23 protein-coding genes are annotated in these 21,889 nt (G+C 70.7%); 4 read left to right on the top strand and 19 right to left on the bottom strand.

The features are described from left to right. Positions 1–4 precede the first annotated feature (4 nt). Together coxB and N5D62_RS01535 are read right to left on the bottom strand one after the other, a co-directional pair. Positions 5–1,189: a cytochrome c oxidase subunit II gene (coxB, locus tag N5D62_RS01540; RefSeq protein ID WP_279755636.1), complete on the bottom strand. Its 1,185-nt coding sequence runs from the start codon at positions 1,187–1,189 to the stop codon at positions 5–7. Between the two features lie 290 nt (positions 1,190–1,479). Next, positions 1,480–2,394, bottom strand: a complete 915-nt coding sequence (locus N5D62_RS01535; RefSeq protein ID WP_279755635.1) for a biotin synthase — start codon at positions 2,392–2,394, stop codon at positions 1,480–1,482. A gap of 21 nt (positions 2,395–2,415) precedes the next feature. On the opposite strand from N5D62_RS01535, the gene N5D62_RS01530 reads away from it, so the two are divergent. Further along, positions 2,416–3,240 carry a ComF family protein gene (locus N5D62_RS01530; RefSeq protein WP_279755634.1) on the top strand — a complete coding sequence of 275 codons (825 nt, stop codon included), beginning with the start codon at positions 2,416–2,418 and terminating at the stop codon, positions 3,238–3,240. Positions 3,241–3,265: 25 nt separating this feature from the next. Then, positions 3,266–3,736 (top strand): tRNA (cytidine(34)-2'-O)-methyltransferase, encoded by a 471-nt coding sequence (locus N5D62_RS01525; protein WP_279755633.1) that lies wholly within the window; start codon positions 3,266–3,268, stop codon positions 3,734–3,736. A gap of 88 nt (positions 3,737–3,824) precedes the next feature. On the opposite strand, the gene N5D62_RS01520 is transcribed toward N5D62_RS01525, so the two are convergent. From N5D62_RS01520 to N5D62_RS01485, 8 genes are all read right to left on the bottom strand, one after another. After that, positions 3,825–4,763 (bottom strand): tripartite tricarboxylate transporter substrate binding protein, encoded by a 939-nt coding sequence (locus tag N5D62_RS01520; protein WP_279755925.1) that lies wholly within the window; start codon positions 4,761–4,763, stop codon positions 3,825–3,827. 91 nt (positions 4,764–4,854) lie between these two features. Then, entirely contained in the window at positions 4,855–5,865 is a 1,011-nt protein-coding gene (locus N5D62_RS01515; protein ID WP_279755924.1) for an NAD(P)-dependent glycerol-3-phosphate dehydrogenase, read from the bottom strand. 141 nt (positions 5,866–6,006) lie between these two features. Next, complete coding sequence (secB, locus tag N5D62_RS01510) at positions 6,007–6,474, bottom strand: protein-export chaperone SecB (RefSeq protein WP_279755632.1); 468 nt, start codon at positions 6,472–6,474, stop codon at positions 6,007–6,009. 121 nt (positions 6,475–6,595) lie between these two features. Further along, positions 6,596–6,853 (bottom strand): glutaredoxin 3, encoded by a 258-nt coding sequence (gene grxC, locus N5D62_RS01505; RefSeq protein WP_279755630.1) that lies wholly within the window; start codon positions 6,851–6,853, stop codon positions 6,596–6,598. A 71-nt stretch (positions 6,854–6,924) separates the two neighbouring features. After that, a complete protein-coding gene (locus N5D62_RS01500; RefSeq protein WP_279755628.1) occupies positions 6,925–7,344 on the bottom strand; it encodes a rhodanese-like domain-containing protein in 420 nt (139 codons plus the stop codon). Positions 7,345–7,414: 70 nt separating this feature from the next. Then, positions 7,415–8,929, bottom strand: a complete 1,515-nt coding sequence (locus tag N5D62_RS01495; protein ID WP_279755627.1) for a methyl-accepting chemotaxis protein — start codon at positions 8,927–8,929, stop codon at positions 7,415–7,417. A 147-nt stretch (positions 8,930–9,076) separates the two neighbouring features. Beyond that, entirely contained in the window at positions 9,077–9,493 is a 417-nt protein-coding gene (locus N5D62_RS01490) for a hypothetical protein (RefSeq protein WP_279755626.1), read from the bottom strand. Positions 9,494–9,520: 27 nt separating this feature from the next. Further along, a complete protein-coding gene (locus N5D62_RS01485) occupies positions 9,521–10,726 on the bottom strand; it encodes a hypothetical protein (protein ID WP_279755625.1) in 1,206 nt (401 codons plus the stop codon). 211 nt (positions 10,727–10,937) lie between these two features. Between N5D62_RS01485 and gpmA the strand changes: the two genes are divergently transcribed. Further along, positions 10,938–11,681, top strand: coding sequence for a 2,3-diphosphoglycerate-dependent phosphoglycerate mutase (gene gpmA, locus N5D62_RS01480; RefSeq protein ID WP_279755624.1), 744 nt, complete (start codon positions 10,938–10,940; stop codon positions 11,679–11,681). Between the two features lie 18 nt (positions 11,682–11,699). Here the strand turns inward: gpmA and N5D62_RS01475 are convergent, their stop codons facing one another. The 7 genes from N5D62_RS01475 to N5D62_RS01445 all read right to left on the bottom strand — a co-directional run bounded on the left by N5D62_RS01475 (position 11,700) and on the right by N5D62_RS01445 (position 17,307). Next, positions 11,700–12,572 carry a ribose-phosphate diphosphokinase gene (locus N5D62_RS01475; RefSeq protein ID WP_279755623.1) on the bottom strand — a complete coding sequence of 291 codons (873 nt, stop codon included), beginning with the start codon at positions 12,570–12,572 and terminating at the stop codon, positions 11,700–11,702. 203 nt (positions 12,573–12,775) lie between these two features. After that, entirely contained in the window at positions 12,776–13,513 is a 738-nt protein-coding gene (locus N5D62_RS01470) for a lysophospholipid acyltransferase family protein (RefSeq protein ID WP_279755622.1), read from the bottom strand. Continuing rightward, a complete protein-coding gene (locus N5D62_RS01465; RefSeq protein ID WP_279755621.1) occupies positions 13,513–14,841 on the bottom strand; it encodes a dihydroorotase in 1,329 nt (442 codons plus the stop codon). The genes N5D62_RS01470 and N5D62_RS01465 overlap by 1 nt, the downstream gene beginning before the upstream one ends. Then, on the bottom strand, positions 14,838–15,800 hold the full coding sequence (locus N5D62_RS01460) for an aspartate carbamoyltransferase catalytic subunit (protein WP_279755620.1): 963 nt from the start codon (positions 15,798–15,800) through the stop codon (positions 14,838–14,840). Before N5D62_RS01460 ends, N5D62_RS01465 begins: the two co-directional genes overlap by 4 nt. Positions 15,801–15,803: 3 nt before the next feature. After that, on the bottom strand, positions 15,804–16,304 hold the full coding sequence (gene pyrR, locus N5D62_RS01455; RefSeq protein ID WP_279755619.1) for a bifunctional pyr operon transcriptional regulator/uracil phosphoribosyltransferase PyrR: 501 nt from the start codon (positions 16,302–16,304) through the stop codon (positions 15,804–15,806). Beyond that, a complete protein-coding gene (ruvX, locus tag N5D62_RS01450) occupies positions 16,301–16,714 on the bottom strand; it encodes a Holliday junction resolvase RuvX (RefSeq protein WP_279755618.1) in 414 nt (137 codons plus the stop codon). Before ruvX ends, pyrR begins: the two co-directional genes overlap by 4 nt. Before the next feature lie 14 nt (positions 16,715–16,728). Next, on the bottom strand, positions 16,729–17,307 hold the full coding sequence (locus N5D62_RS01445) for a YqgE/AlgH family protein (protein ID WP_279755617.1): 579 nt from the start codon (positions 17,305–17,307) through the stop codon (positions 16,729–16,731). Between the two features lie 35 nt (positions 17,308–17,342). On the opposite strand from N5D62_RS01445, the gene N5D62_RS01440 reads away from it, so the two are divergent. Continuing rightward, complete coding sequence (locus N5D62_RS01440; protein ID WP_279755616.1) at positions 17,343–18,803, top strand: deoxyribodipyrimidine photo-lyase; 1,461 nt, start codon at positions 17,343–17,345, stop codon at positions 18,801–18,803. Positions 18,804–18,954: 151 nt separating this feature from the next. Here the strand turns inward: N5D62_RS01440 and N5D62_RS01435 are convergent, their stop codons facing one another. After that, positions 18,955–19,461, bottom strand: a complete 507-nt coding sequence (locus tag N5D62_RS01435; protein WP_279755615.1) for a spore coat U domain-containing protein — start codon at positions 19,459–19,461, stop codon at positions 18,955–18,957. Between the two features lie 50 nt (positions 19,462–19,511). Next, on the bottom strand, positions 19,512–21,889 hold a 2,378-nt coding region (locus N5D62_RS01430), incomplete at its 5' end, for a fimbria/pilus outer membrane usher protein (RefSeq protein WP_279755614.1).

The raw sequence follows: 21,889 nt of genomic DNA, 5'->3' as shown, positions 1-21,889 counted from the left end.
GGGGTCACTTGGCGCGTTCGGCCACGACTTCCGACGGCTGCACGATCTGGCCGGTCTTGTTGGACCAGGCGTTCTTCGTGTAGGTCACGACGGCGGCCAGCTCGCTGTCCTTGAGCACCGTCTTCCAGGCCGGCATCTGGCCCTTGCCGTTGAGCACCAGGTGGAGCTGCTGGGCATGGTCCTCGGCCTTGACGATCGCCGAGCCGTCCAGCGCCGGGAACTGGCCCGCGCCCTTGCCGTCGGCCTTGTGGCAGACCGCGCAGTTGGCGTCGAACAGCTTCTGGCCGCGCGCCATCAACTCGTCCATCGTCCAGACCTTGCTCGGATCGTCGGCCTTGGCGGCGATCTTCTTCATCTCGCCGCCGACCCACTCGCTGTAGTCCTTGGCGCTGAGCACCTTGACGTGGATCGGCATGTAGGCGTGCTCCTTGCCGCAGAGCTCGGCGCACTGGCCGTAGAAGTCGCCGGTCTGCTCGGCCTTGAACCAGGTGTCGCGCACGTAGCCGGGGATCGCGTCCTGCTTGACGCCGAAGGCCGGCACCATCCAGGCGTGGATCACGTCGTCGGCCGTGGTGATGATGCGGATCTTCTTGCCCACCGGCACCACCAGCGGGTTGTCGACCTTGAGCAGGTAGTTGTCGACCTGGCCCGGATGGCCGCTGTCGGACAGCGCGCGGTGCGAGGCGTCCAGCGTCGAGACGAAGCCGATGCCCTCGCCCTCGCCCTTCAGGTAGTCATAGCCCCACTTCCACTGGTAGCCGGTGGCCTTGATGGTGATGTCGGAGTTGGTGGTGTCCTTCATCGCCACGACGACCTTGGTCGCGGGCAGCGCCATCAGGATGACGATGATGAAGGGGACGACGGTCCACGCGATCTCGACCTTCACGCTCTCGTGGAAGTTGGCGGGCACGGCGCCCTTGGACTTCCGGTGCTTGAAGATCGAATAGAACATGACACCGAACACGGCGATGAAGATCGCCAGGCACAGGACCAGCATCATGTTGTGCAGCCACATCTGCTCGTGCGCGATCTTGGTGACCGGCGGCGGCAGATTCAGCTGGTTGACGGCCGGACCTCCGGGGAGGTCGTTGACCGCCAAGGCGACCTGGCTGGCCAGCGCGGCCGTCAGGCCGAACGCGAGCTGGCTGCAGCGGCGCCCCAGTTGCACACAACTGTTGTCAATCGTCATGGTCGTCTCTTTATCCAGTCTTTCTCAAGCTCGTGTCACCCGGGTCTCCTTCCAGGCGGCATTGGCGCTCGATCCCGCTTGTTGCGCGGGCTTCGATGCCAAGCGGTGGCAGAAACCTACGGGGCTAGCAGACGTACTCCAGTCGGGCGCGGATTCTAGTCCACTCCCCTGGCGCACTATGACCGCCCCACGCGGGCCGAACGGCCCAGGATTACCCTCAGAATGGACCGCGTTTCCCTCTGGGCGCCCACGCGTGGCGAGCCGCTAGCCGAGCCCGCGCGCGATGGGGGTCAGTGTTTGCCCGCGCGCACCATCGCGCGCATCTGGTCCAGCGACACCTCGGTGGTGGCCGCGACCTTCGCCTTCGGTTGAGGCTTGAACGCATGGCCGTAGACCAGCTCGATGCTCAGCGACAGCCGGCCGTCCGCGCCGCGCAGCGACTCGAGCGCGCGCAGCAGCCGCGCGCGCCAGGCTTTCGTGCGCAGGCCGCGCACGCGCGCCGGCGCGAGGTTGCCGCCGAGCGCGCGCAGGTCGCGCAGCAGATCCTCGGGCGAGCCCCAGGTCAGGCGCAGGTGCTCCTGGTCCATCACCGGATCGGCGAAGCCCGCGTGCACCAGCAGGTCGCCCAGGTCGTGCATGTCGACCCAGTCCGGCGCCGGCGGGCCCCAGCCCTCGTTGGCGTAGAGCGGACGCAGCTCGATGAAGCTGTCCGGGCCCAGGCACGAGAACATCAGGCAGCCCTCGACCGCGAGGCCCGCATGCCAGCGCTTCACGAGCGCGGGCTTGTCGGCCTCGGCGTGGAGTTCCATGTTGGACCAGGCGAGCTGCGCCGCGCCGGCGGGCGGCTCCGCGATCACCTCGGTCGGCGCGCCGCCGCGCAGCTTGTCCATCACCGATTGCATGAAGCCGCGCTTGAGGCGCGACTGCTGCAGCGCGCGGACCTCGGCCTCGGGCTCGAGCCACAGCTGCGTCGCTTGCGGATAGTGCTGGCGCAGGCCCTCGTCGCCGCCGCCCGTCGAGGGGCGGCTCTGCAGCACCGCGGTGGGCTGCAGCCGGATCACCGGCAGGCGGTCCAGCATGCGCGTGGCGACTTCCTGATGCAGCCAGGGCGCCGTGTCGGACGCGGCCAGGCGTCGACGCTGCCGTTGCGCCGCGCCTGCATCGATCTGCTGTGTGCTTGGCGGCAAGGCCTCGTTCCCAGTCATGGGGCGGGATTGTAGGCGGCCATGCTTGACCTCTGGCGCCACCGGACATTGACGCGATCCTCGATGGCGTGCGGGATCTCGCGGCTCGGCGAGGCCGCGCGCCTCGCGCGGGGCACGATCGGGCGATGGCCCGGACAGTGCGCGTTCTGCCGGTCCTGGTGCCGCGGTCCGCTGTGCCCGGCGTGCGAGACGCTGCATCCGCTGGACGACGGCCCGCGCTGCGCGCTCTGCGCCCTGCGGCTGCCCGCGGGCGGCCTGGCGCCGCGCTGCGGTCGCTGCGCGGCGCATCCGCCGCCGCTGTCGCGCTGCGTCGCCGCGATGGACTACGCCTTCCCGTGGGACCGGCTGCTGCTGGCGCTGAAGTTCGGCGAACGCCTGGAGCTCGCGCCGTTGCTGGCGGCGCGGCTGTCGCACGCGGTGGCGCGGGCGCTGGAGGACGCGGGCAACGCGGGCGACTCGGGCAACGCGGGCCATCCGGATGAAGGGGCGCCCGACCTGATCGTCCCGGTCCCGTTGTCGATCGAGCGGCTGCGCGAGCGCGGCTACAACCAGGCGCACGAGATCGCGCGGCGGCTCGCCCTGCCGGCCGCCGAGCGACAATCCCGGCTTTGCGCGGCGACGCTGCTGCGCGTGCGGCACACCGGCCAGCAGGCGCAGTTGCCGCTCGACGAGCGGCGGCGCAACCTGCGCGGCGCGTTCGCCGTGGTGAAGCCGGTGCGCGGGCTGCGGGTGGCCTTGGTCGACGACGTCATGACCAGCGGCGCCACGCTGCACGAGGCCGCGATCGCGTTGCGACGCGCCGGCGCGGCGGACGTGCAGGCCTGGGTGGCCGCGCGCACGCCCTGATTCCCATCGAAAGAGCCTTCCTCCCATGTTCAACATCGTGCTGGTCCATCCGGAGATCCCGCCCAACACCGGCAACGTGATCCGGCTCGCGGCCAACACTGGCTGCCGGCTGCACCTGATCGAGCCGCTGGGCTTCTCGATGGAGGACAAGCTGCTGCAGCGCGCCGGGCTGGACTATCACGAGTACGCGCCGGTGCTGCGGCATGCGGACTGGGCGGCTTTCCTCGCCGCCGAACAGCCCGAGGCGACGCGGATGTTCGCGTTCACCACGCGCGGCAGCCGGCTGCTGCCGACGGTCGCGTTGAAGCCGGGCGACTGGCTGGTCTTCGGCTGCGAGACGGCGGGCCTGCCGCCGGCCTTGCGGGATGGATTCCCGCTTGAGCAGCGCGTGCGGCTGCCGATGCGCGAGGGCCAGCGCAGCCTCAATCTCAGCAACGCCGTCGCGGTCGCGGTCTTCGAAGGCTGGCGCCAGAACGGCTACATCGACGGCGTCTGACTTACTCGGTCTCTCGACGCTCCCTCTCCCGCACTGCGGGAGAGGGCTGCGGTGAGGGTGAGGGCTGCAACGAGGAGCGCTCAGGCGCTCACTCGCGCTCCAGCTTCAACTGCCTGACCAGCGCGCCCCAGCGCTGACGCTCATCCCGCATCAACGCATCGAGCCCTTCAGGCGACGTCCCCGCGGCGCTGAAGTACAGCGGCAGCAGCTCGCGCCGGAACGCCTCGCCGCGCACGATGCGGATCACTTCCGCCGACAGCCGCTCGACGATCGCCGCCGGCGTGCCGGCCGGCGCGAGCAGCGCCTGCCACGACGTGGCCTCGAAGCCGGGATAACCGGACTCCGCGACGGTGGGCAGTTCCGCGAGCGCGGCGAAGCGCCCCGCGCTGGTCACCGCGAGCGCCTTGAGCTTGCCCGCCTTGACCTGCGGCATCGCGATCGCCGGCACCATGAAGCCGGCATGGACCTGCCCCGCGAGCATCGCGTTGACCACCTGCGGAAAGCCGGCATACGGCACATGCACCAGCTGCAGCCCGGCGCGCGCGATGAACGACTCCATCGCGAGATGCGCCGCACTGCCGTTGCCGACGCTGCCGTAATTCAGCACGCCGGCCCGGCGCTTGGCGAGCGCGACGAACTGCGCCAGCGTGTCCACGCCGAGCGACGGCGACACGACCAGCACGTTGGGGGAGCTGGCGATGAAGCTGACCGCGCGCAACTCGCGCTGCGGGTCGTAGGGCAGCGACTTCGCCAGCAGCGGCGCGGTGATCAATGGACCTTGGATCGTGAACAGCAGCGTGTGCCCATCAGGCGCGGCCTTGGCGACCGCGCCGGTGCCGATGTTCCCGCCGGCGCCGGGCTTGTTGTCGATGACGATCGGTTGGCCGAGCGCCTGCGCGAGCGGTTCGGCCAGGTAGCGGGCGATCAGGTCCGGCGAGCTGCCGCCGGGGAATGGCACGACGAGTCGGATCGGCCGCGACGGCCATGCCGGCGCGATCCCGGTCGCGGCGCGGGACGATGTCGGCATCCAGGCGGCACCGGCGGACACGGCGGCCGTGGCGGCCAGCAGCGCGCGGCGCTTCATCGCGGCGACACCCGGGTCATGCGCGTCTTCGGCGTCACCACTCGGCCTTGGCCTGGCGGCCCATCAGCGCGTCCATCGCCGCGTGCGTCGTCATGCGGCCTTCCAGCACCTCGACGACGGCGGTGGTGATCGGCATGTCGACGCCGGCATCGCGGGCGCGCGCCAGCACCGTCGGCGCGCTGTAGACGCCTTCGGCCACGTGGCCGAGCCTGGCGAGGATCGCCGGCAGGTCCAGGCCCTCGGCCAGCAGCAGGCCGACGCGCCGGTTGCGCGACAGGTCGCCGGTGGCCGTCAGCACGAGGTCGCCGAGGCCCGCCAGGCCCAGCAGCGTCTCCGGCTGCCCACCCAGCGCCAGCGCCAGGCGCTGCATCTCGGCCAGGCCGCGCGTGATCAGCGCGGCGCGGGCGTTCAGCCCCGGCCCCGTCAGGCCCCGGGCCTCGGCCGCCAGCCGCAGCCCATCGGCGATGCCCACCGCGATCGCCATCACGTTCTTGACCGCGCCGCCGACCTCGACGCCGACCGGATCGGCCGACGAATACACCCGCAGCCGCTCGCTGTGGAAGGCCGTCACTCCCAACTGCGCCAACGCCGCATCGGCCGAGGCCGACACCAGCGCCGTCGGCTGCCCGGCAGCGACCTCCTGCGCGAAGCTCGGCCCGGACAGGATGCCGGTGGCCAGGTGCGGCGCGACCTCGCGCGCGATCTCGTGGCCGAGCCGTCCGGTCCCGGCCTCGAAGCCCTTGCACAGCCATTGCGCGCGGGCACCCGCGGGCACCCGCGCCAGCATGCCGCGCAGGCCCGCCATCGGCGTCGCGATCACGATCAGGCCGTCGCGGCCATGCGCGAGCGCGGCCTCGAGGTCGTCGTCGAGCGCCAGCGCCGCCGGCAGCGCCGCGTCGGGCAGGTAGCGGGCGTTGCGGCGGTCGGCGCGCATCGCGGCGATCGCGCCGGCGTCGCGAGCCCACAGCGTCACGTCGTGGCGCGCGCTGGCGGCGATCGCCAGCGCCGTGCCCCAGGCACCGGCGCCCAGCACGCTGATCTTCATGCGCGGAGCAGTCATCGTCGGCTCAAGGGATCAAGGGAGGAACGAAGGCGGCGGCGCCAGGAAAAGCGCCGTCCCACCCCGGAATGAAACACGCCGGCCAGCGGACGGGTCCGCGGGGCCGGCGTCTTCATGGGCGCGGGCTCAGTTCGGGATGGCTTCGCCGTTGGCCTGGCCGCCGGCCATCTGGGCCTGCTGCGCCTCGAACATCGCCTGGAAGTTCACTTCCGTCAGCATCACCGGCGGGAAGCCGGCGCGGGTGCAGACGTCGGAGACGATGGCGCGCAGGTAGGGGTAGATCATCTGCGGGCAGACGATGGCCAGGATGCCTTCGAGCTGTTCCTGCGGCAGGTTGCGGATCTCGAAGATGCCGGCCTGCTTGGCCTCGATCAGGAACAGGGTCTTGTCCTGCACCGTCGTGGTCACGGTGGCGGTGACGCTGACCTCGAACAGGCCCTCGGCCACCGGCTCGGCGGCCAGCGAGAGCTTGATGTCGACCTGCGGCGGCGCCTGCTCCAGCAGGATCGCGGGGGCGTTCGGCTGCTCCAGCGACAGGTCCTTCAGGTACATGCGCTGAATCTGGAACACGGGGGTGTTGGTGTCGTCGGCCATGAGGGTCATCCAAATGAAAAGGCCCGCCAGCGGCGGGCCGCGGCGGGCATTATGACCGAGCGCCCGCGACAGGCCGATGAGGGTTGTCGCAAGGCGCTTCGGCCGCGGATCGCTCGTCGATTCAGGCCGCCAGCAGCGGCTGCAGGGCGCCGCGCTGGTCCAGCGCGATCAGGTCGTCGCAGCCGCCGACGTGCGTGTCGCCGATGAAGATCTGCGGCACGGTGCGCCGGCCGGTCAGCTGGATCATCGCGTCGCGTTGCGTCGGGTCCAGGTCCACCCGGACCTCCTCGATCCGGTCCACGCCCCGCTGCTTGAGCAGGTGCTTGGCCCGCACGCAGTACGGGCAGACCAGGGTCGTATACATCTTCACGGCGGCCATCGCCTGTTCTCCAAAATCGTGTCGAGCGTCGTGATCCGGCAATCGGGATGCCGGTGCGGTCGCCAGGGCGATCAGGCCGCGGACTTCTCGACAGGCAAACTCGCCTCGCGCCAGGCGGCCAGACCGCCCTGGACAGCGACCGCGTTCGCGTAGCCCTGTTTCTGGAGGATGCCAGCGGCGCGCTGCGCGCGTGCGCCGGTCTTGCACATCAGCACCACCGGCAGGGCCTTGTTGCTGGGCAGTTGCTTGGCGGGAAGCTCCGTGCCAGTCAGCGTGGACAGCGGCACGTTGCGCGCGCCGGCCGCGTGGCCGGCGGCGTACTCCTCGGGCTCGCCGACGTCGATCAGCACGCCCTTCTCGCGGTTGACCAGGCGCACCGCCTCGGCGGTGGCGACGCCGCCGGACTTGCCGCGCAGCGACGGCCACAGCAGCAGGCCGCCCGACGCCAGGGCGGCGAGCACGAGATACCAGTTTTCAAGCAGGAACTTCAAGGCGGGGCCTGTACGGTGAATCCAAAAGCCGCGGATTATAGAAACGCCGGGCCCGAAGCCCGGCGCGCCGTCACGCCAGCTTGAAGGTCGAGACTGCGGATTGCAGCGAGCGCGCCTGCTGCTCCAGGCTGTTGGCCGCGGCCGCGGCCTGCTCCACCAGCGCGGCGTTCTGCTGCGTCATCTGGTCGAGCTGCACCACCGACTGGTTGACATGGCCGATGCCCTGGCTCTGCTCGGCGGACGCGGCGGTGATCTCGCTGATGATGTCGGAGACGCGCTGCACGCTGGCCACGATCTCCTCCATCGTCGCGCCGGCGTCCTGCACCAGGCGCGAGCCGGATTCCACGCGCTCGACGCTCGCGCCGATCAGGGTCTTGATCTCGCGCGCGGCCTCGGCGCTGCGCTGCGCCAGCGAACGCACCTCGCCGGCCACGACCGCGAAGCCGCGGCCCTGCTCGCCCGCCCGGGCCGCCTCCACCGCGGCGTTCAGCGCCAGGATGTTGGTCTGGAAGGCGATGCCGTCGATCGTGCCGATGATGTCGCCGATGCGGCGCGAGCTGGCGCTGATCTCGTCCATCGTCGCGACAACCTGACCGACCACTTCGCCGCCCTTGCGCGCGACGGTCGCCGCGCTGCCGGCCAACTGGTTGGCCTGGCTGGCGGCGTCGGCGCTCTGGCGCACGGTCTCGGTCAGCTGCTGCATGTTGGAGGCGGTCTGCTCCAGCGAGCCGGCCTGCTTCTCGGTCCGGACCGACAGGTCCTGGTTGCCCGCGGCGATCTCGCGCGAGGCCACCGTCATCGAATCGGTGCCGCTGCGCACGTTGCCCACGATGGCCGCCAGGCCGCTGGACATGTCGCGCACCGCCGCCAGCAGGCTGCCTTCGGCGCCCGGCGCCACGACGATCGCCTGCGACAGGTCGCCGCCGGCCATCTGGCGCATCACGTCGCGGGCGTACTCCGGCTCGCCGCCGAGCTGGCGCCAGACGCTGGCGATCAGCAGCCACGAGCCCGCGCCCAGGCACACGACCACGATGAGCCCGCTCAGCACCGTGGCCCACAGGCCCGAGCCGACGCCGGCCTGCGCGCTCGCGAGCGTCGCGTCGAAAGTGGTCTTGGCATCGGCGCGCGCGTCGGCGAGCGTCTGCTCCAGCGCCTTCTGCGCGGCCTGCATCTTCGGGATCGCGCCGGCCTGGTCGCCCTGCTTGATGCCCAGGAACAGCTGCGCCGTCTCCACCGAGGCGGCGTAGTAGGCCTCGAAGCCGCTCTCCAGCTTCGCGCCGGCGTCGGCGCGGCCGGGGATCGCCTTGATCGTGGCGATCGCCTTGCGCATCGCGGCGGCGCGCTCGCCGGCCTCGTCCAGGCGCTTCTTCTCGCCCTCGGCGACGGCGGACTGGATCGTCGCGCCCAGCGCCTCGAGCTGCGCGGCCACCTGGTTGGTGGCCACGAGGTAGGGGTAGTCGGCCTCGCCCAGCGCGTGGATCGCGCCCGAGGTCCGCGACGAAAAGAACAGCACCACCGCGATGCCCACCGCGAAGACGATCGCCGCCAGCACCGGCAGCATCGCGATACGGGTCTTCAAGTTCATGTCTGACTCCTGGTCACTGTGTCTCTCTCACCATCGCTCCCGTGGACGGTGTCCGGCCGCGAAGCCGAACGCCGCGCCGGCCGGTCCATCTGTGCGGACGCGTGCCGGCGGTGGCGGGACGGCCGTGGCCGCCCCGCGCGCCCGGCGTCAGTCGACGCTGAGCACCACCTTCACCGAGCCGTCGACGGCCGACTTCTCGATGTAGCCGATCGCGTCGGCGTTGGCCGCGACGAACTTCTTGACGTCGGCCGAGCTGCCCAGTTCCTTGGGCGGCGTGCCCTTGCCCGAGAACACCAGGCGCGACCACGCGGCCTTCACCTGCGCGGAGGACTTGCCGGTGGCCTTCGAGTAGAAATGCTCGCGCGCCGCGGCGCTGTCCGGCAAATCCACCGCCTGCGCGGCGCTGCCGTTGGGCAGCTGGTTGGACTTGCCCAGGAAGATGCTCGCGACCTGGTCGGCGGACATGCTGGCGATGGGGCTCTTCGGATTGACCACGACGGCGACCTGCGCCTGCGCGGCCACGGCGGCGGCGAACAGCGCCGCGCCGATCATGGGCTTGATCATGTTGAACTGCATGGAGGCCTCTGCGTCTTAGAACACGAAGTCGACAGCGACGCTGTAGACGCCGACGCGCTCGTTGTTGAAGCCCGGCTGGACATTGGTGAACTGGCCGGCGCCGGTGGTCTTGATGCTGTCGTACTGCGCCTTGACCGCGACGTTGCGCCACGCGTCCCAGCGCACGCCCACGGCGATGGTCTTCTGCGGCGTGCTCTGGCTGGCCAGGGCACCGTCCACGATCGCGCGCAGCGGCAGGCCGGCCACGACCAGGCCGGCCGGGATCGTGTTGTCGACGTTGCTGCTGTCCGTCTTCTGGCGCGACAGCGTCGCGTACGGCGTGAACTTGCCGACGCGGTAGCCGACCGTCGTGTACCAGCCGGTGGTGTCGGGCACCAGCGAGTCGGTGCGGCGCTTGGTGTACTCGGCGGCGACGACCCACTGGCCCTCGTCGTAGGTCAGGCCGACGCCGGAGAAGCTGGCGTCCTTCTTGGTGGTGTCGAGCTGGTCGCCGACCGAGGCGAACGGCGTCAGGCGCAGCAGGCCGACCAGCGCCTGCGTGGTGTCGCTGTGGGCGGTCAGCTTGCCCTGCACGTGGCCGGCGCGCAGCGTCAGGCCGTCGGCCAGTTCGATGGTGGCGTTGACGCCGACCATCTTCTTGACCTCGACCTTGATCTGGTTGGCGTGGTCCGTCGTGTTGCCGGCCAGCGCCTGCACCGTCACCGTCTTGCCGGCGACCTGCGTGGTCCAGTTGACGTCGGCGCCGTCGAAGTGGCTGAACGGCACCTGGCCGTAGACGTCGATCGGCGGGCGCAGCCAGGTGTTGGCGTAGCCGACGTCACGGAAGTCCGACACCGCGAAGAACGGCGCGCCGATGCGGCCGGCGCGGACCGCCAGGCCCGGCGTGGCCTGCCACTTGGCGAAGGCCCACTCGACCTGCGGCGTCCAGTTGCCCTTGCCGTTCTGCTTGGTCAGCACCTGCACGGTGGCCGAGAACATCGGGTTGAATTTCGCCGTGCCCTGCAGGCCCAGCTTGGAGTCGACCTCGCCGCTGACGTTCTTGTCCGCGCCGTGCATCTGGCCGGGGATGACGTACTCGGCGCCGTCCTTGGTCGTGCCGGTCAGGCCGACCGTGCCGAAGCCGGAGAACGAGAACATCGAATCCGACTGGCCCTGCGCCTGCGCGCCGAATGCCACCAGCGCCAGCGCCAGCGGCGTCATGCGCAAGTTCTTCACCACCATCATTGCAAGTACTCCTGTACAGCGTTAAAGCCCGATGCGGGCGTGTTCTTCTCACGAACCGAGTTGGGGCGCGGGTGCGCCTTTCGCCCGTTGCGAAAGCAGTTGTCGGCGGTCCGGAAGGCTTCTTGAGGCGCGGGCCCTGGAGGGCTGCCTCTAGAATCCGCCGGGCCTGCCGGAACCCGGCCAAACCTCACGAACTCATCCAAGACCCATGTACAAGCTCGTGCTGATTCGCCATGGCGAATCGACCTGGAATCTCGAGAACCGCTTCACCGGCTGGACCGATGTCGATCTGACCCCCACCGGCGTGGAGCAGGCCAAGCAGGCGGGCCGGCTGCTGAAGGAGGCGGGCGTCGATTTCGACGTCGCGCACACTTCGGTGCTCAAGCGCGCCATCTGGACCCTGTGGCACTGCCTCGACCAGATGGATCGCCAGTGGCTGCCGGTGCGGCACAGCTGGCGCCTGAACGAACGCCATTACGGCGGCCTTCAGGGTCTGAACAAGGCGGACATGGCCAAGCAGTACGGCGACGAGCAGGTGCTCGTCTGGCGCCGGAGCTATGACACCCCGCCACCGGCGCTGGAAGCGTCGGACCCGCGCAGCGAGCGCGGCGACATCCGCTATGCCGGCCTGCAGCCATCGGACATTCCGCTGACCGAGTGCCTCAAGGACACCGTGGCCCGCGTGCTGCCCTACTGGAACGAACAGATCGCACCCGCGATTCTGTCGGGACAACGCGTGCTGATCGCGGCCCACGGCAACTCGATCCGGGCTCTCGTGAAGTATTTGGACGGCATCGCCGACGAAGCCATCGTTGGCGTGAATATTCCCAACGGCATTCCGCTGGTCTACGAGCTGGACAAGGACCTGAAGCCGATCAAGAGCTACTACCTCGGCGACGCCGAGGCCGCCGCGAAGGCCGCGGCGGCGGTGGCGAACCAGGGCAAGGCCTAAGGCTCGGTCAGGCCGCGCTCACTTGCGCCGCAGCGCGGTCGCCAGCAGCTCGGCGATGCAGACCGCGTTGCTCTCGTGCGGCACCGCGTTGCTGCTCCAGATGTGGCGCACGCCGGCCTCCCGGAGCGCCGGCAGCGCGTCCCCGTTGAACAGCGCATGCGTCACCGCGACGTCGACGCTGGCCGCGCCACGCTCGAGCGCCTCGCGCGCCGAGCCCATCAACGTCCGGCCGGTGGAGGCCATGTCGTCGAGCAGCACCACCGCGCGGCCCCGCACGTCCAGATCGGGGAACGCGAGCTGCACCTGCGTGTCGCCGAAGCGCACCTTGCGGCCGATCGCATGGTCCAGCTTCGCGGCGCGCGCCGCCTCGGCCACCCATTGGGCCGACTCCTCGTCCGGGCCGACCAGCACCGCCCCCGGCACCTGCGTCGCGATGAAGCGGCCCAGCAGCGCCGCCGCCGACAGCGCGATCCCGCGCCCCGGCGGCATCACCTCGTCCAGGCTCGAGATCCGGTGCAGGTGCGGGTCCACCGTCACCACGCGGTCGAACTGCGTCGACAACAGCGCCGAGATGTGGCGCTGGCTCACCGCCTCGCCGGGGGTGAACTCCATGTCCTGCCGCATGTAGGCCAGGTACGGCGCCACCAGCGCCAGGTGCCGCACGCCCCAGCCACGGGCGGCGGGCGCGGCGATCAGCAACTCCACCAGGCGGTCGTTCGGTTGATGCTGCAAACCGCGCAGCACGATGATGTCCGAGGGCAGCGGCTTGGGCAGCACCAGCCGGACTTCGCCGTCGGGGAAACGATGTCGCGTGATCACGCCCATCGGGCGGCCCAACTCCCTGGCCAGCCGCGTGGCCAGGTCCTGTTCGTCGTCAAAGCAGAGCAGCATCGGCGGATCCTCGCACCAATCCGGCCGGCCAGGGCAGCCGGCGTACCCGGTGACGGGCGATCTGGAAGCAGGTCGCCGGGGGGGGGGTGGCGGACCTTGGGGCCGCCCACCTGCCCTCACTGGCGCGCTTGGCCGCCAAGTCATGGGGCCTCGTCGTCAAGCGCCGAAACCCCACGCCTTGCCGTCCCTGACCGACCGAGGGTCTAGGGCCTTGGGAGTGCGGTTGAGATCGCCTGTGCGAGAGCTTCGGCGAGGTGGCGGCGATCCATGCCCTCGGTCGGCATCGCGTCGAGCGAGCGGACTTCGACGGCCAGGTCCTTCGCCGTCAGGATTCGCCACAGGCTTTCCATCAACGACATCTGGCCGATGTACTGGGCAGCCTCGCTGTACGGCTTGCCGGGCTGGTGCCAGCGCAGCACCACCGGCTGCAGCGGCGTGTGGGTGCTGATCGCCGCTTGCAGCAAGTTGCCATGCAACGGCAGCAGCGGATAACCGGCGCCGGTCGTGCCCTCGGGGAAGACCGCCACCGTCTGGCCCGCGGCCAGCGCCTCGGCCGTCTTGTGCACCACGCGCAGCGCGTCGCGCTTGCTCGCGCGCTCGATGTAGAGCGTGCCCACCGCCGTCGCCAGCTTGCCCACCAGGAACCAGGTCGCGATGTCCGCCTTCGAGACGAAACGCGCCTCCGGCATCACCGCGTGCATCGCCGCGATGTCCAGCCACGAGATGTGATTGGCCGTGATCAGCCGCGGCGCGCTCGCCTGCGGACCGGGCGACTCGAGCCGCACGCCCAGCACCCGCAGCAGCTTGCCCGACCACCAGCCGACGTAGCGCTGCCTCGCCGGCGTGTCCAGGCCGCCCCAACGGAACTGCACCAGGTAGATCCCGTGCAGGATGTGGGCAAGCATGCGCAGCGCGCGCCACGCGCCGACCGCGGCGCGCATCAGGCGGTCCGCTCGACGTCGGTGACCAGCGATTCGTAGGCGACCGTGCCGGCCACCAGCGTGAAGCGCACGCGGCCCGGCAGCTCGAAGCCGGTGATGTCGAACGAGAACGGCGTGTGCTTGCCCTGGCTGACCAGCCGCTCCGGAGTGACCGCGCCACTGGCCTCGGCATCGAAGACGACGACGTCGCCGACGCCCCCCTCGACCAGCCGGCCCGCGCTCGCCGCCAGCGAGCCCAGCGCGCCGCCCAGCACCTTCACCGGGCGGCCGGTGATCGTGTCCAGCGTGCGCGCCAGCGACAGGCCCTCGTCCTGGCCCCAGCGCAGCGCCAGGCTCAGCAGCAGCTCCAGGCCGGTCGCGCCCGGCGTGGCCTCGGCGAAGGGCAGCGACTTCTCGTCGGCCGCGACCGGGTTGTGGTCGCTGACCAGCGCGTCGATCGTGCCGTCGGCCAGCGCGGCGCGCAGCGCGTCGCGGTCGCGCTGCTGGCGCAGCGGCGGCGTGAGCCGCATCGACGGGTTGAAGTAGCCGATGTCGACATCGCTCAGGTGCAGCGAGTTGATCGAGACGTCCGCCGTCACCGGCAGCCCGTCCTTCTTGGCCTGGCGCAGCAGCTCGACGCCGGCGGCGCTGCTCAGGCGGCACAGGTGGACGCGGCAGCCGGTCACGCGGACCAGCTCCAGGATCGTGTGCAGCGCGATCGTCTCGGCCGCGACCGGCTCGCCGGACAGGCCCAGCCGCGTCGCCACCGCGCCGCTGGCCGCGACGCCGCCGCTGAGCCACGGATCCTGCGCGTGCAGCCACAGCGTGTAGCCGAAGCTGGCCGCGTACTGCATCGCGCGCTGCACCGTCAGCGTGTTGCGGATGGGCACATGCGCCTGCGAGAACCCGACGCAGCCCGACTCGGTCAGCTCGGCCATCTCGGTCAGCGACTCGCCGGCCAGGCCGCGCGTCAGCGCGCCCAGCGGGAACAGCCGGCAGCGGCTGAGCTTGCGGGCGCGGAACTTGAGCATCTCGACCAGGCCGGGCTCGTCCAGCGCCGGGTCGGTGTCGGGCGGGCAGACCAGGCTGGTCACGCCGCCCGCGGCCGCCGCGGCGAGCTCGCTCTCCAGCATGCCCTCGTGCTCGTGGCCCGGCTCGCGCAGCCGCGCGGCGAGGTCGACGAGCCCCGGCGCGACGACCAGGCCGCTCGCGTCGATGACGCGGTCCGCGCTGAAGTCGCCCACGCCGCCGAGTCCGACGATGCGGCCCGAGGCGATGGCGAGGTCGCCGACCTGGTCCAGGCCCGAAGCGGGATCGAGGAGGCGGCCGTTCTGGATCAGGATCTTCATGCTTCGTTCCCCGCGAGGATGGACATCACGGCCATGCGCACCGCGATGCCGAAGGTGACCTGCGGCAGGATCACGCTGTGCGCGCCGTCGGCGACGTTGGACGCGATCTCCACGCCGCGGTTGATCGGGCCCGGATGCATGACGATCGCATCGGGCTTGGCCAGCGCCAGCTTCTCCGGCGTCAGGCCGAAACTCTTGAAGTACTCGCCCGCGCTGGGCAGCATCGCGCCGCTCATGCGCTCGTTCTGCAGGCGCAACATGATGATCACGTCGGCGTCGCGCACGCCCTCGGCCATGTCGTGGCACACGCGCACGCCCATGTCCTTGAGGTCGCCCGGCACCAGCGTCTTCGGGCCCACCGCCCGGATCTCCGGCACGCCCAGCGTGGTCAGCGCGTGGATGTCGCTGCGCGCGACGCGCGAGTGCACGATGTCGCCGACGATCGCCACCGTCAGGTTGGTGAAGTCCTTCTTGAAGTGGCGGATCGTGTACATGTCCAGCAGGCCCTGCGTCGGATGCGCGTGGCGGCCGTCGCCGGCGTTGACCACGTGGACATGCGGCGCGCAGTGCTGCGCGATCAGGTAGGGCGCACCCGACTCGCTGTGGCGGACCACGAACATGTCGGCATGCATCGCCGAGAGGTTGGCCACCGTGTCGAGCAGCGTCTCGCCCTTGGCGGTGCTGGAGCGCGCGATGTCGAGGTTGATGACGTCGGCGGACAGGCGCTTGGCGGCGATCTCGAAGGTGGTGCGGGTGCGGGTGCTGTTCTCGAAGAACAGGTTGAACACCGACTTGCCGCGCAGCAGCGGCACCTTCTTGACCTCGCGGTCGTTGACCGAGAGGAAGGTGCCGGCGGTGTCCAGGATCTGGTGGAGGATGGCCTTGGGCAGGCCTTCGGTGGAGAGCAGGTGGATCAGCTCGCCGTGCTTGTTCAGTTGGGGGTTGCGTTTGCTCAGCATGGGTCAGTCCCCCTTCACGTCGAAGCTGAAGCGGCCGGACTCGTCCTTGGCCAGGCTCAGTCGCTGGTTGGGCGCGACCGCGACGCGCGCGGCCGAGAACACCGGCTCGATCGGCAGCTCGCGGCCGCCGCGGTCCACCAGCACGGCCAGCGTCACGCTGGCGGGGCGGCCGAAGTCGAACAGCTCGTTGATCACCGCGCGCGTCGTGCGGCCGGTGTAGAGCACGTCGTCGATCAGCAGGATGTGGCGGCCTTCGACCTCGAAGGGCAGCTTGGTGTGGTCGGCGCTCGCGTTCATGCCCTTGCTGCCGAAGTCGTCGCGGTGCAGCGCGCTGGAGATCACGCCGTGCTGACCCGCCAGCTGCAAGTCCTGCTGGAGGCGCTCGGCCAGCCAGGCGCCGCCTGACCAGATGCCGACCAGCGCGCAGTCGGGCTGCAGCAGCCGCTGGACGCCGCGCGCGAGGTCGGCGTAGAGCGCTTCCGCGTCGAGGTGCAATGTGCTCATGGGTGTTCCCGGAAGAATTGTTCGAGGATCAATGCCGCGCTGGCGGCATCGAGGTCGCGCGCGCCCTGGGACTGGGCTTCCGCGCTGGTGTAGCGTTCATCGACTTCCACGACCGGCAGCCGGTAGCGGCCGCGCAGTTGCCCGGCGAACTTGAGCGCGCGGGCGGTCATCTCATGCGGGGCGCCGTCCGGATGGCGCGGCACGCCGATCACCAGCGCGTCGGGCTGCCACTCCTGGATCAGCGCCGCGATCGCGGCCCAGCGCGCATCGCCCTGCTCGGTGATCGTCCGCAACCCGCGCGCGCTGCCCAGCATCCGGTTGCCGGTCGCCACGCCGAGGCGCTTGGTGCCGAAGTCAAAACCGAGAGGGGAGACGAAAGCGGAGGGGGAAGCGGTGTTCATGGGGGTCATGACGCCTCCGGAATTCATGCGTGCCCGGCCTCCTGGCTGAGCATGCGCGGATCGATGCCCAGCAGGGCGAGCGCCTTGTCGTAGCGCTCCTCGATGGGCGTGTCGAAGATGATCTCGGGCGTGGCGTCGACGGTGATCCAGCCATTGCGGCCGATCTCTTCCTCGAGCTGGCCGGCGGCCCAGCCGCTGTAGCCCAGCGTGACCAGCACGCGCTTGGGGCCGGCGCCGCTGGACAGCGCCTCCAGCACGTCGCGGCTGGTGGTCATCTCGAGCCCGCCGGGCACGGCGAGCGTCGCGTTGTAGTGGTTGCCCTGCTCGTCCAGCGGCTCGTGCAGCACGAAACCGCGTTCGGTCTGGACCGGACCGCCGAAGAACACCGGCCGCGCGGCCATGTCCTCGTCGCCGAGCTCGAGCTCGACCTTCTCGAACAGGTTGCCCAGGGTCAGCGAGATCGGCTTGTTGATGACCAGTCCCAGCGCGCCCTTCTCGTTGTGCTCGCACAGGTAGACGACGGAGCCGGCAAAGGTCTCGTCCACCATGCCCGGCATGGCGATCAGGAACTGGTTGGTCAGGTCGATGCGTTCCTTGGACATAGGGGCGGATTCTATTTCACCGACACTCCGCCTCCATGAACGCCCTTGTCTGGTTCCGGCGCGATCTGCGCGCGGACGACCACGCCGCGCTGCACCGCGCGCTCCAGCGCCACGAGCGCGTCCACTGCGCTTTCGTGCTCGACACCGACATCCTGGACGCCCTGCCCCGCGCGGACCGGCGCGTCGAGTTCATCCTCGACGCCCTGCGGGTGCTGGACGCCGACCTGGCGGCCCTCGCCCCCGGCGCCGGCCTGATCGTGCGCCACGGCGCGGCGCGCGAGCAGATCCCTGCCCTGGCCGCGGAACTCGGCATCGACGCGCTGTACTTCAACCATGACGACGAGCCCGACGCGCTGCGGCGCGACGCGGCAGTCGGCGAGACGCTGCTCGCACGCGGCGTGCAGGTGGAAAGCTTCAAGGACCACGTGGTCTTCGAGCGCTCGGAGATCCTCACCGGCTCACGCCAGCCTTACGGCGTCTTCACGCCCTACAAGAACGCGTGGCTACGCGAGATCACGCCTTTCTTCCTGAGCAGCTACCCGGTGGCGCGCCACGCGGCGCACCTCGCGCCGCTGCCGCCGTCGATGCCGCGGGGCATCCCGTCGCTGGGCGACATCGGCTTCGAGCCGGCCGGGCTGGCGGCGGCGCTGGGCGGCGGCAGCGGCGGCGCGCGACGGCTCTTCGACGAGTTCCTCGAGCGCATCGACCGCTACGGCGAGACGCGCGACTTCCCGGCCGCGAAGGGGCCGAGCTACCTGAGCACGCACCTGCGCTTCGGCACGATCTCGATCCGGCGCCTGGCGCGCGAGGCGTGGTCGCGGGGCTACGCCACCGAGGGTGGCAGCGAGGGGGCGAGGACCTGGTTGTCGGAGCTGATCTGGCGGGACTTCTATCACCAGGTGCTGCATCACCATCCGCGCGTCGCGGAGCGGGCGTTCCGGCCCGAGTACGACCGCATCCGCTGGGCGGAGGGTCCGGAGGCGGACGCCGACTTCGAGGCCTGGTGCCAGGGCCGGACGGGGTATCCGCTGGTGGATGCGGCGATGCACCAGATCAACGAGACGGGCTACATGCACAACCGGCTGCGCATGGTGACGGCGAGTTTCCTGATCAAGGACCTGGGCATCGACTGGCGGCGCGGCGAGGCGTACTTCGCGGAGAAGCTGATCGATTTCGACCTGGCCGCCAACAACGGCGGCTGGCAATGGGCGGCGTCCAGCGGCTGCGACGCGCAGCCGTATTTCCGCATCTTCAATCCGGTGAACCAGAGCGAGAAGTTCGATCCGGATGGCAAGTTCATCAAGCGTTACCTGCCTCAACTCGCGAAGCTTCCCGCGAAGCTGATCCATGCCCCATGGCTGGCGAAGCCCGTGGAGCTGGCCGCCTGCGGCGTGGTGCTGGGCCGCGACTATCCCGAGCCGATCGTGCGTCACGAGACGGCGCGCATGGCGACGATGGATCGCTACGCCGTCGTGAAGAACCGGTCCTTCGACTGACTGGTCTTCGCCCCGTCACGCAGTCCTCGGTCGCAAAACCGGGGAAGTACGGTGGTGGTTGGGGACGGCATGGCATGGGGTTCAGGCGCTTGCCGCCTGTGGCCCCATGCCATGGCGGCCAACGCCCGGACCGCTGCAGGCGGAGTCAGCCTCACTGATACGTGATGGTGACAGTCACCGCGTCGGTATACGGCCCCCCGGGCACCGTCGTGACCTGCCTCGCCGGAATGCGTCCATACACGGTGTAGGTCGCGGTCCCGAGCAAGCTGACGACATCCAGCAGCAGCGTGGCCCCGACGGTGACGGTGGATCCGGTGCCGTCGCCCCAGATGGTGGTGTAGGCCGAGTCCGCGTAGAGGTTGTAGCCGAGCTGGTTGGCGCCGGACGCCATGCGTCGCGCGCTGTAGCTGGATCCGGTGCCGGTGCTGAACGCGATGGTGAACGGGATCAGCAGTCCCGCGACGCCGCCGCACTTGATGGACACGGTGCCGGTGGTGTCGGTGTTCCCATAGGCGAGCGGGTTGTAGTTGGCGAACAGCAGCCCGGTGGTTTGCGCGGTGCAGGAGCACACGGCGGGGATGCAGAGCGCCTGGGCGGCGCCGGCGCCGAGCAGCAGCGCCGCCGCGAGCGCGAGACGACAGAGAAGGCGCCACGACAAGCGCGATGGGATGCCGCGGCGAACGCCGGAGCCGGAACGCGGAGACGGGATCATGGCGACTCCTTCGAAGCGGAGGGGGAAGCCGCTGGCGCGGGCGGCCGGCAGGTCAGCGTGCCCAGGTCGGGCAGTTCCGGCGCGCGCTCGGGCAGGCGCAGGTCGATCACGCAGGGCGCCGCGCCTTCGCGGACCGCCAGCACGCGCTGGACGGTGCCGGGCTCGGGCAGCAGGCCGGCCATGTAGGCCCGCCCGTCCAGCCCCATCGGGAAGCCGCGCGGACTGCCGGCGAGCCGCAGCTCGGTGCCGGGGGGCAGCGCCTCCCCGGCCTCGTCGACGGCGGTGAAGGTGGCCGTCTGCGTGTGCTGGATCGGGAAGCGGATGACCGACGCGCTGCGCGCCGCCGGCGTGACCTGCAGCTCGAGCGCCTCGATCTCCGCATCCAGCGGCAGGTCGTCCGCGACCACGCCGACGCGGTTGACCTGGTAGCCGCGCAGCGCCGGCAGGAAGGCCCGGCCGCGCGCGTCGGTGCGCGCCACCGGCTGGTTGTCGTGTGTGACGCGCACGCCGGCCTGGTCGCCGACCTGCACCACCGCGAAGCCGCCATCGATGCGCCGGCTCGCGTACGCGCCGCCGTCGACATAGGCCAGCCCGCCGCTGGCGCCCAGCCGCACGTCGGTCTTGCCGGCCAGGCGCGACACGCCGCCGTCCAGCGCCACCCGGTTGGTCTGCCACTGGGCCTGCGCCTGCTGGCGGCCGCTGGACTCGGCCAGCAGCTGGTAGCCGATGCCTTCGCCGATCGGCGGGTTGCTCTGCAGCTGGACCTGCCACAGGTCGCGCGACTGCTGGCCGGCGCCGCGCTGGCCCTGCCAGGCGGTTGACAGGCTCTTGTTGCCGTCCAGCAGCAGGCTCCAGAACACCGAGATCGCCGTGCCGCCGCCATGCCCCGCCCGCAGCGCCGACAGGCCGAAGAAGCCCCAGTTGCCCAGCGAGCGGCTGGCGTTGAAGGACCACAGCTGGTTGGCCACCTGCAGCTGGCCGTCGGGCGCGGGCCGTTGCGGCGCGCCCTGGTTCACCACGCCCAGGCCCAGCCCCCACTGCCGCCACGAGGTGCCGATCGACGCCGACACGCTCCACTTCGGCAACACCGGGCTGCCGAGCTGGGTGAAGCCGGCGCTGGCGCGCTTGACCTGCACGCCGCCGCTCCAGTCCATGCCCTGGCGCTCGACGCCGAGCGAGACCAGCCCGCCGCGCCGCGCGGCCGGGTCGTCGCTGCGGCTGGCCACGCCCGCGACGCTGATCGTGCCCAGCGCCGGGACCAGCCACAGCCCGGTCGCGCCGACGGCCTGCTGGCGGGCCGTCAGCTCGCCGCGCCATTCCTGGGTGAAGGACGAGGTGAGGCCGTGGCGCCAGGTGCCGGCCACCATCGCGCGGCCGTAGCGGTTGCTGTCGATGCCGTAGTTCAGCCGCAGCCAGCCGGTCTCGACGCTGTAGGACGAGAGTCCCGGCTTGAGCAGCGACGCGCTGATGTAGTAGGGCTGCGTGACGACCTGCTCGCGGCCCAGCAGGTCGCGCACGACGGTGCGGATCTCCCCCTGGCCGGTGACCAGCGGCAGGTCGCTGATGTCGAACGGGCCGGGCTGCACCCGCCCCTGCAGCCGCTGGCTGTTGTTGACGAAGACGTCCACCGTCGACGGCAGCGTCGCCTCGCCGCGCAGCGTCGGCAGCGGGAAGCTGAGGAAGCCCGGCCGCAACGAGAAATCGGTGCCCCACTGCACGCCGCCGAAGCGCATCGCCTGCCCCCAGCTGCCCGGCTGCGCGACGCTGTCGCCGATCCGCCAGCGGGTCAGCCGCTCAGGCCGGTCCAGCGTCCATCGGGTGTCCAGGCGGACCCAGCCGCCGTCCTGGCCGCCGCGGTACAGCTGCTGGTGGTTGAGGTCGCCCGCGGGCGTCAGCACGCCGAGTTCCGTCACGCCGTCGACGTTGCCGTCGCCGCCCAGCCGCCGCTGCCATTGCACGTCGTAGTTGGCGTACAGGCCGAAGGTCGACGGCAGCATCACCTGCGTCGCGGCGCGGGCCACCTCGATCTGCTGGTCGGAGAACGCCTGCGGCGGCGCGTCGATCTCCAGCGTCTGGCTGAGCTCCTCGATCCGCCAGCGCATCAGCTCGCCGGGTCCGTCGCCCAGGATCAGGTGCAGCTCGCCGTCGATCATCCGCGGCGGCACGCCGGGAGGCCGGAACTGGAGCTCGGTCCACAGCGCCTGCGGGATCGCCAGCCCCTCGGGCACGCGCACCGCGCGCACCGTCTGCGGCTGGGCGACGCCGTTGATCTTGAGCCCCAGCAGCAGCGTCTCGCCGAAGCGCGGCGTTTGCGCCGCCATGCGGTCGGCGGACAACTGCGCCTGGGCTTGCGCCTGCGAGGCGGCGTCGCCGG

The organism is Mitsuaria sp. GD03876 (genome assembly GCF_029840635.1).
GTDB lineage: Bacteria > Pseudomonadota > Gammaproteobacteria > Burkholderiales > Burkholderiaceae_C > Roseateles.
This window is presented reverse-complemented; position numbering and strand designations above follow the sequence as displayed.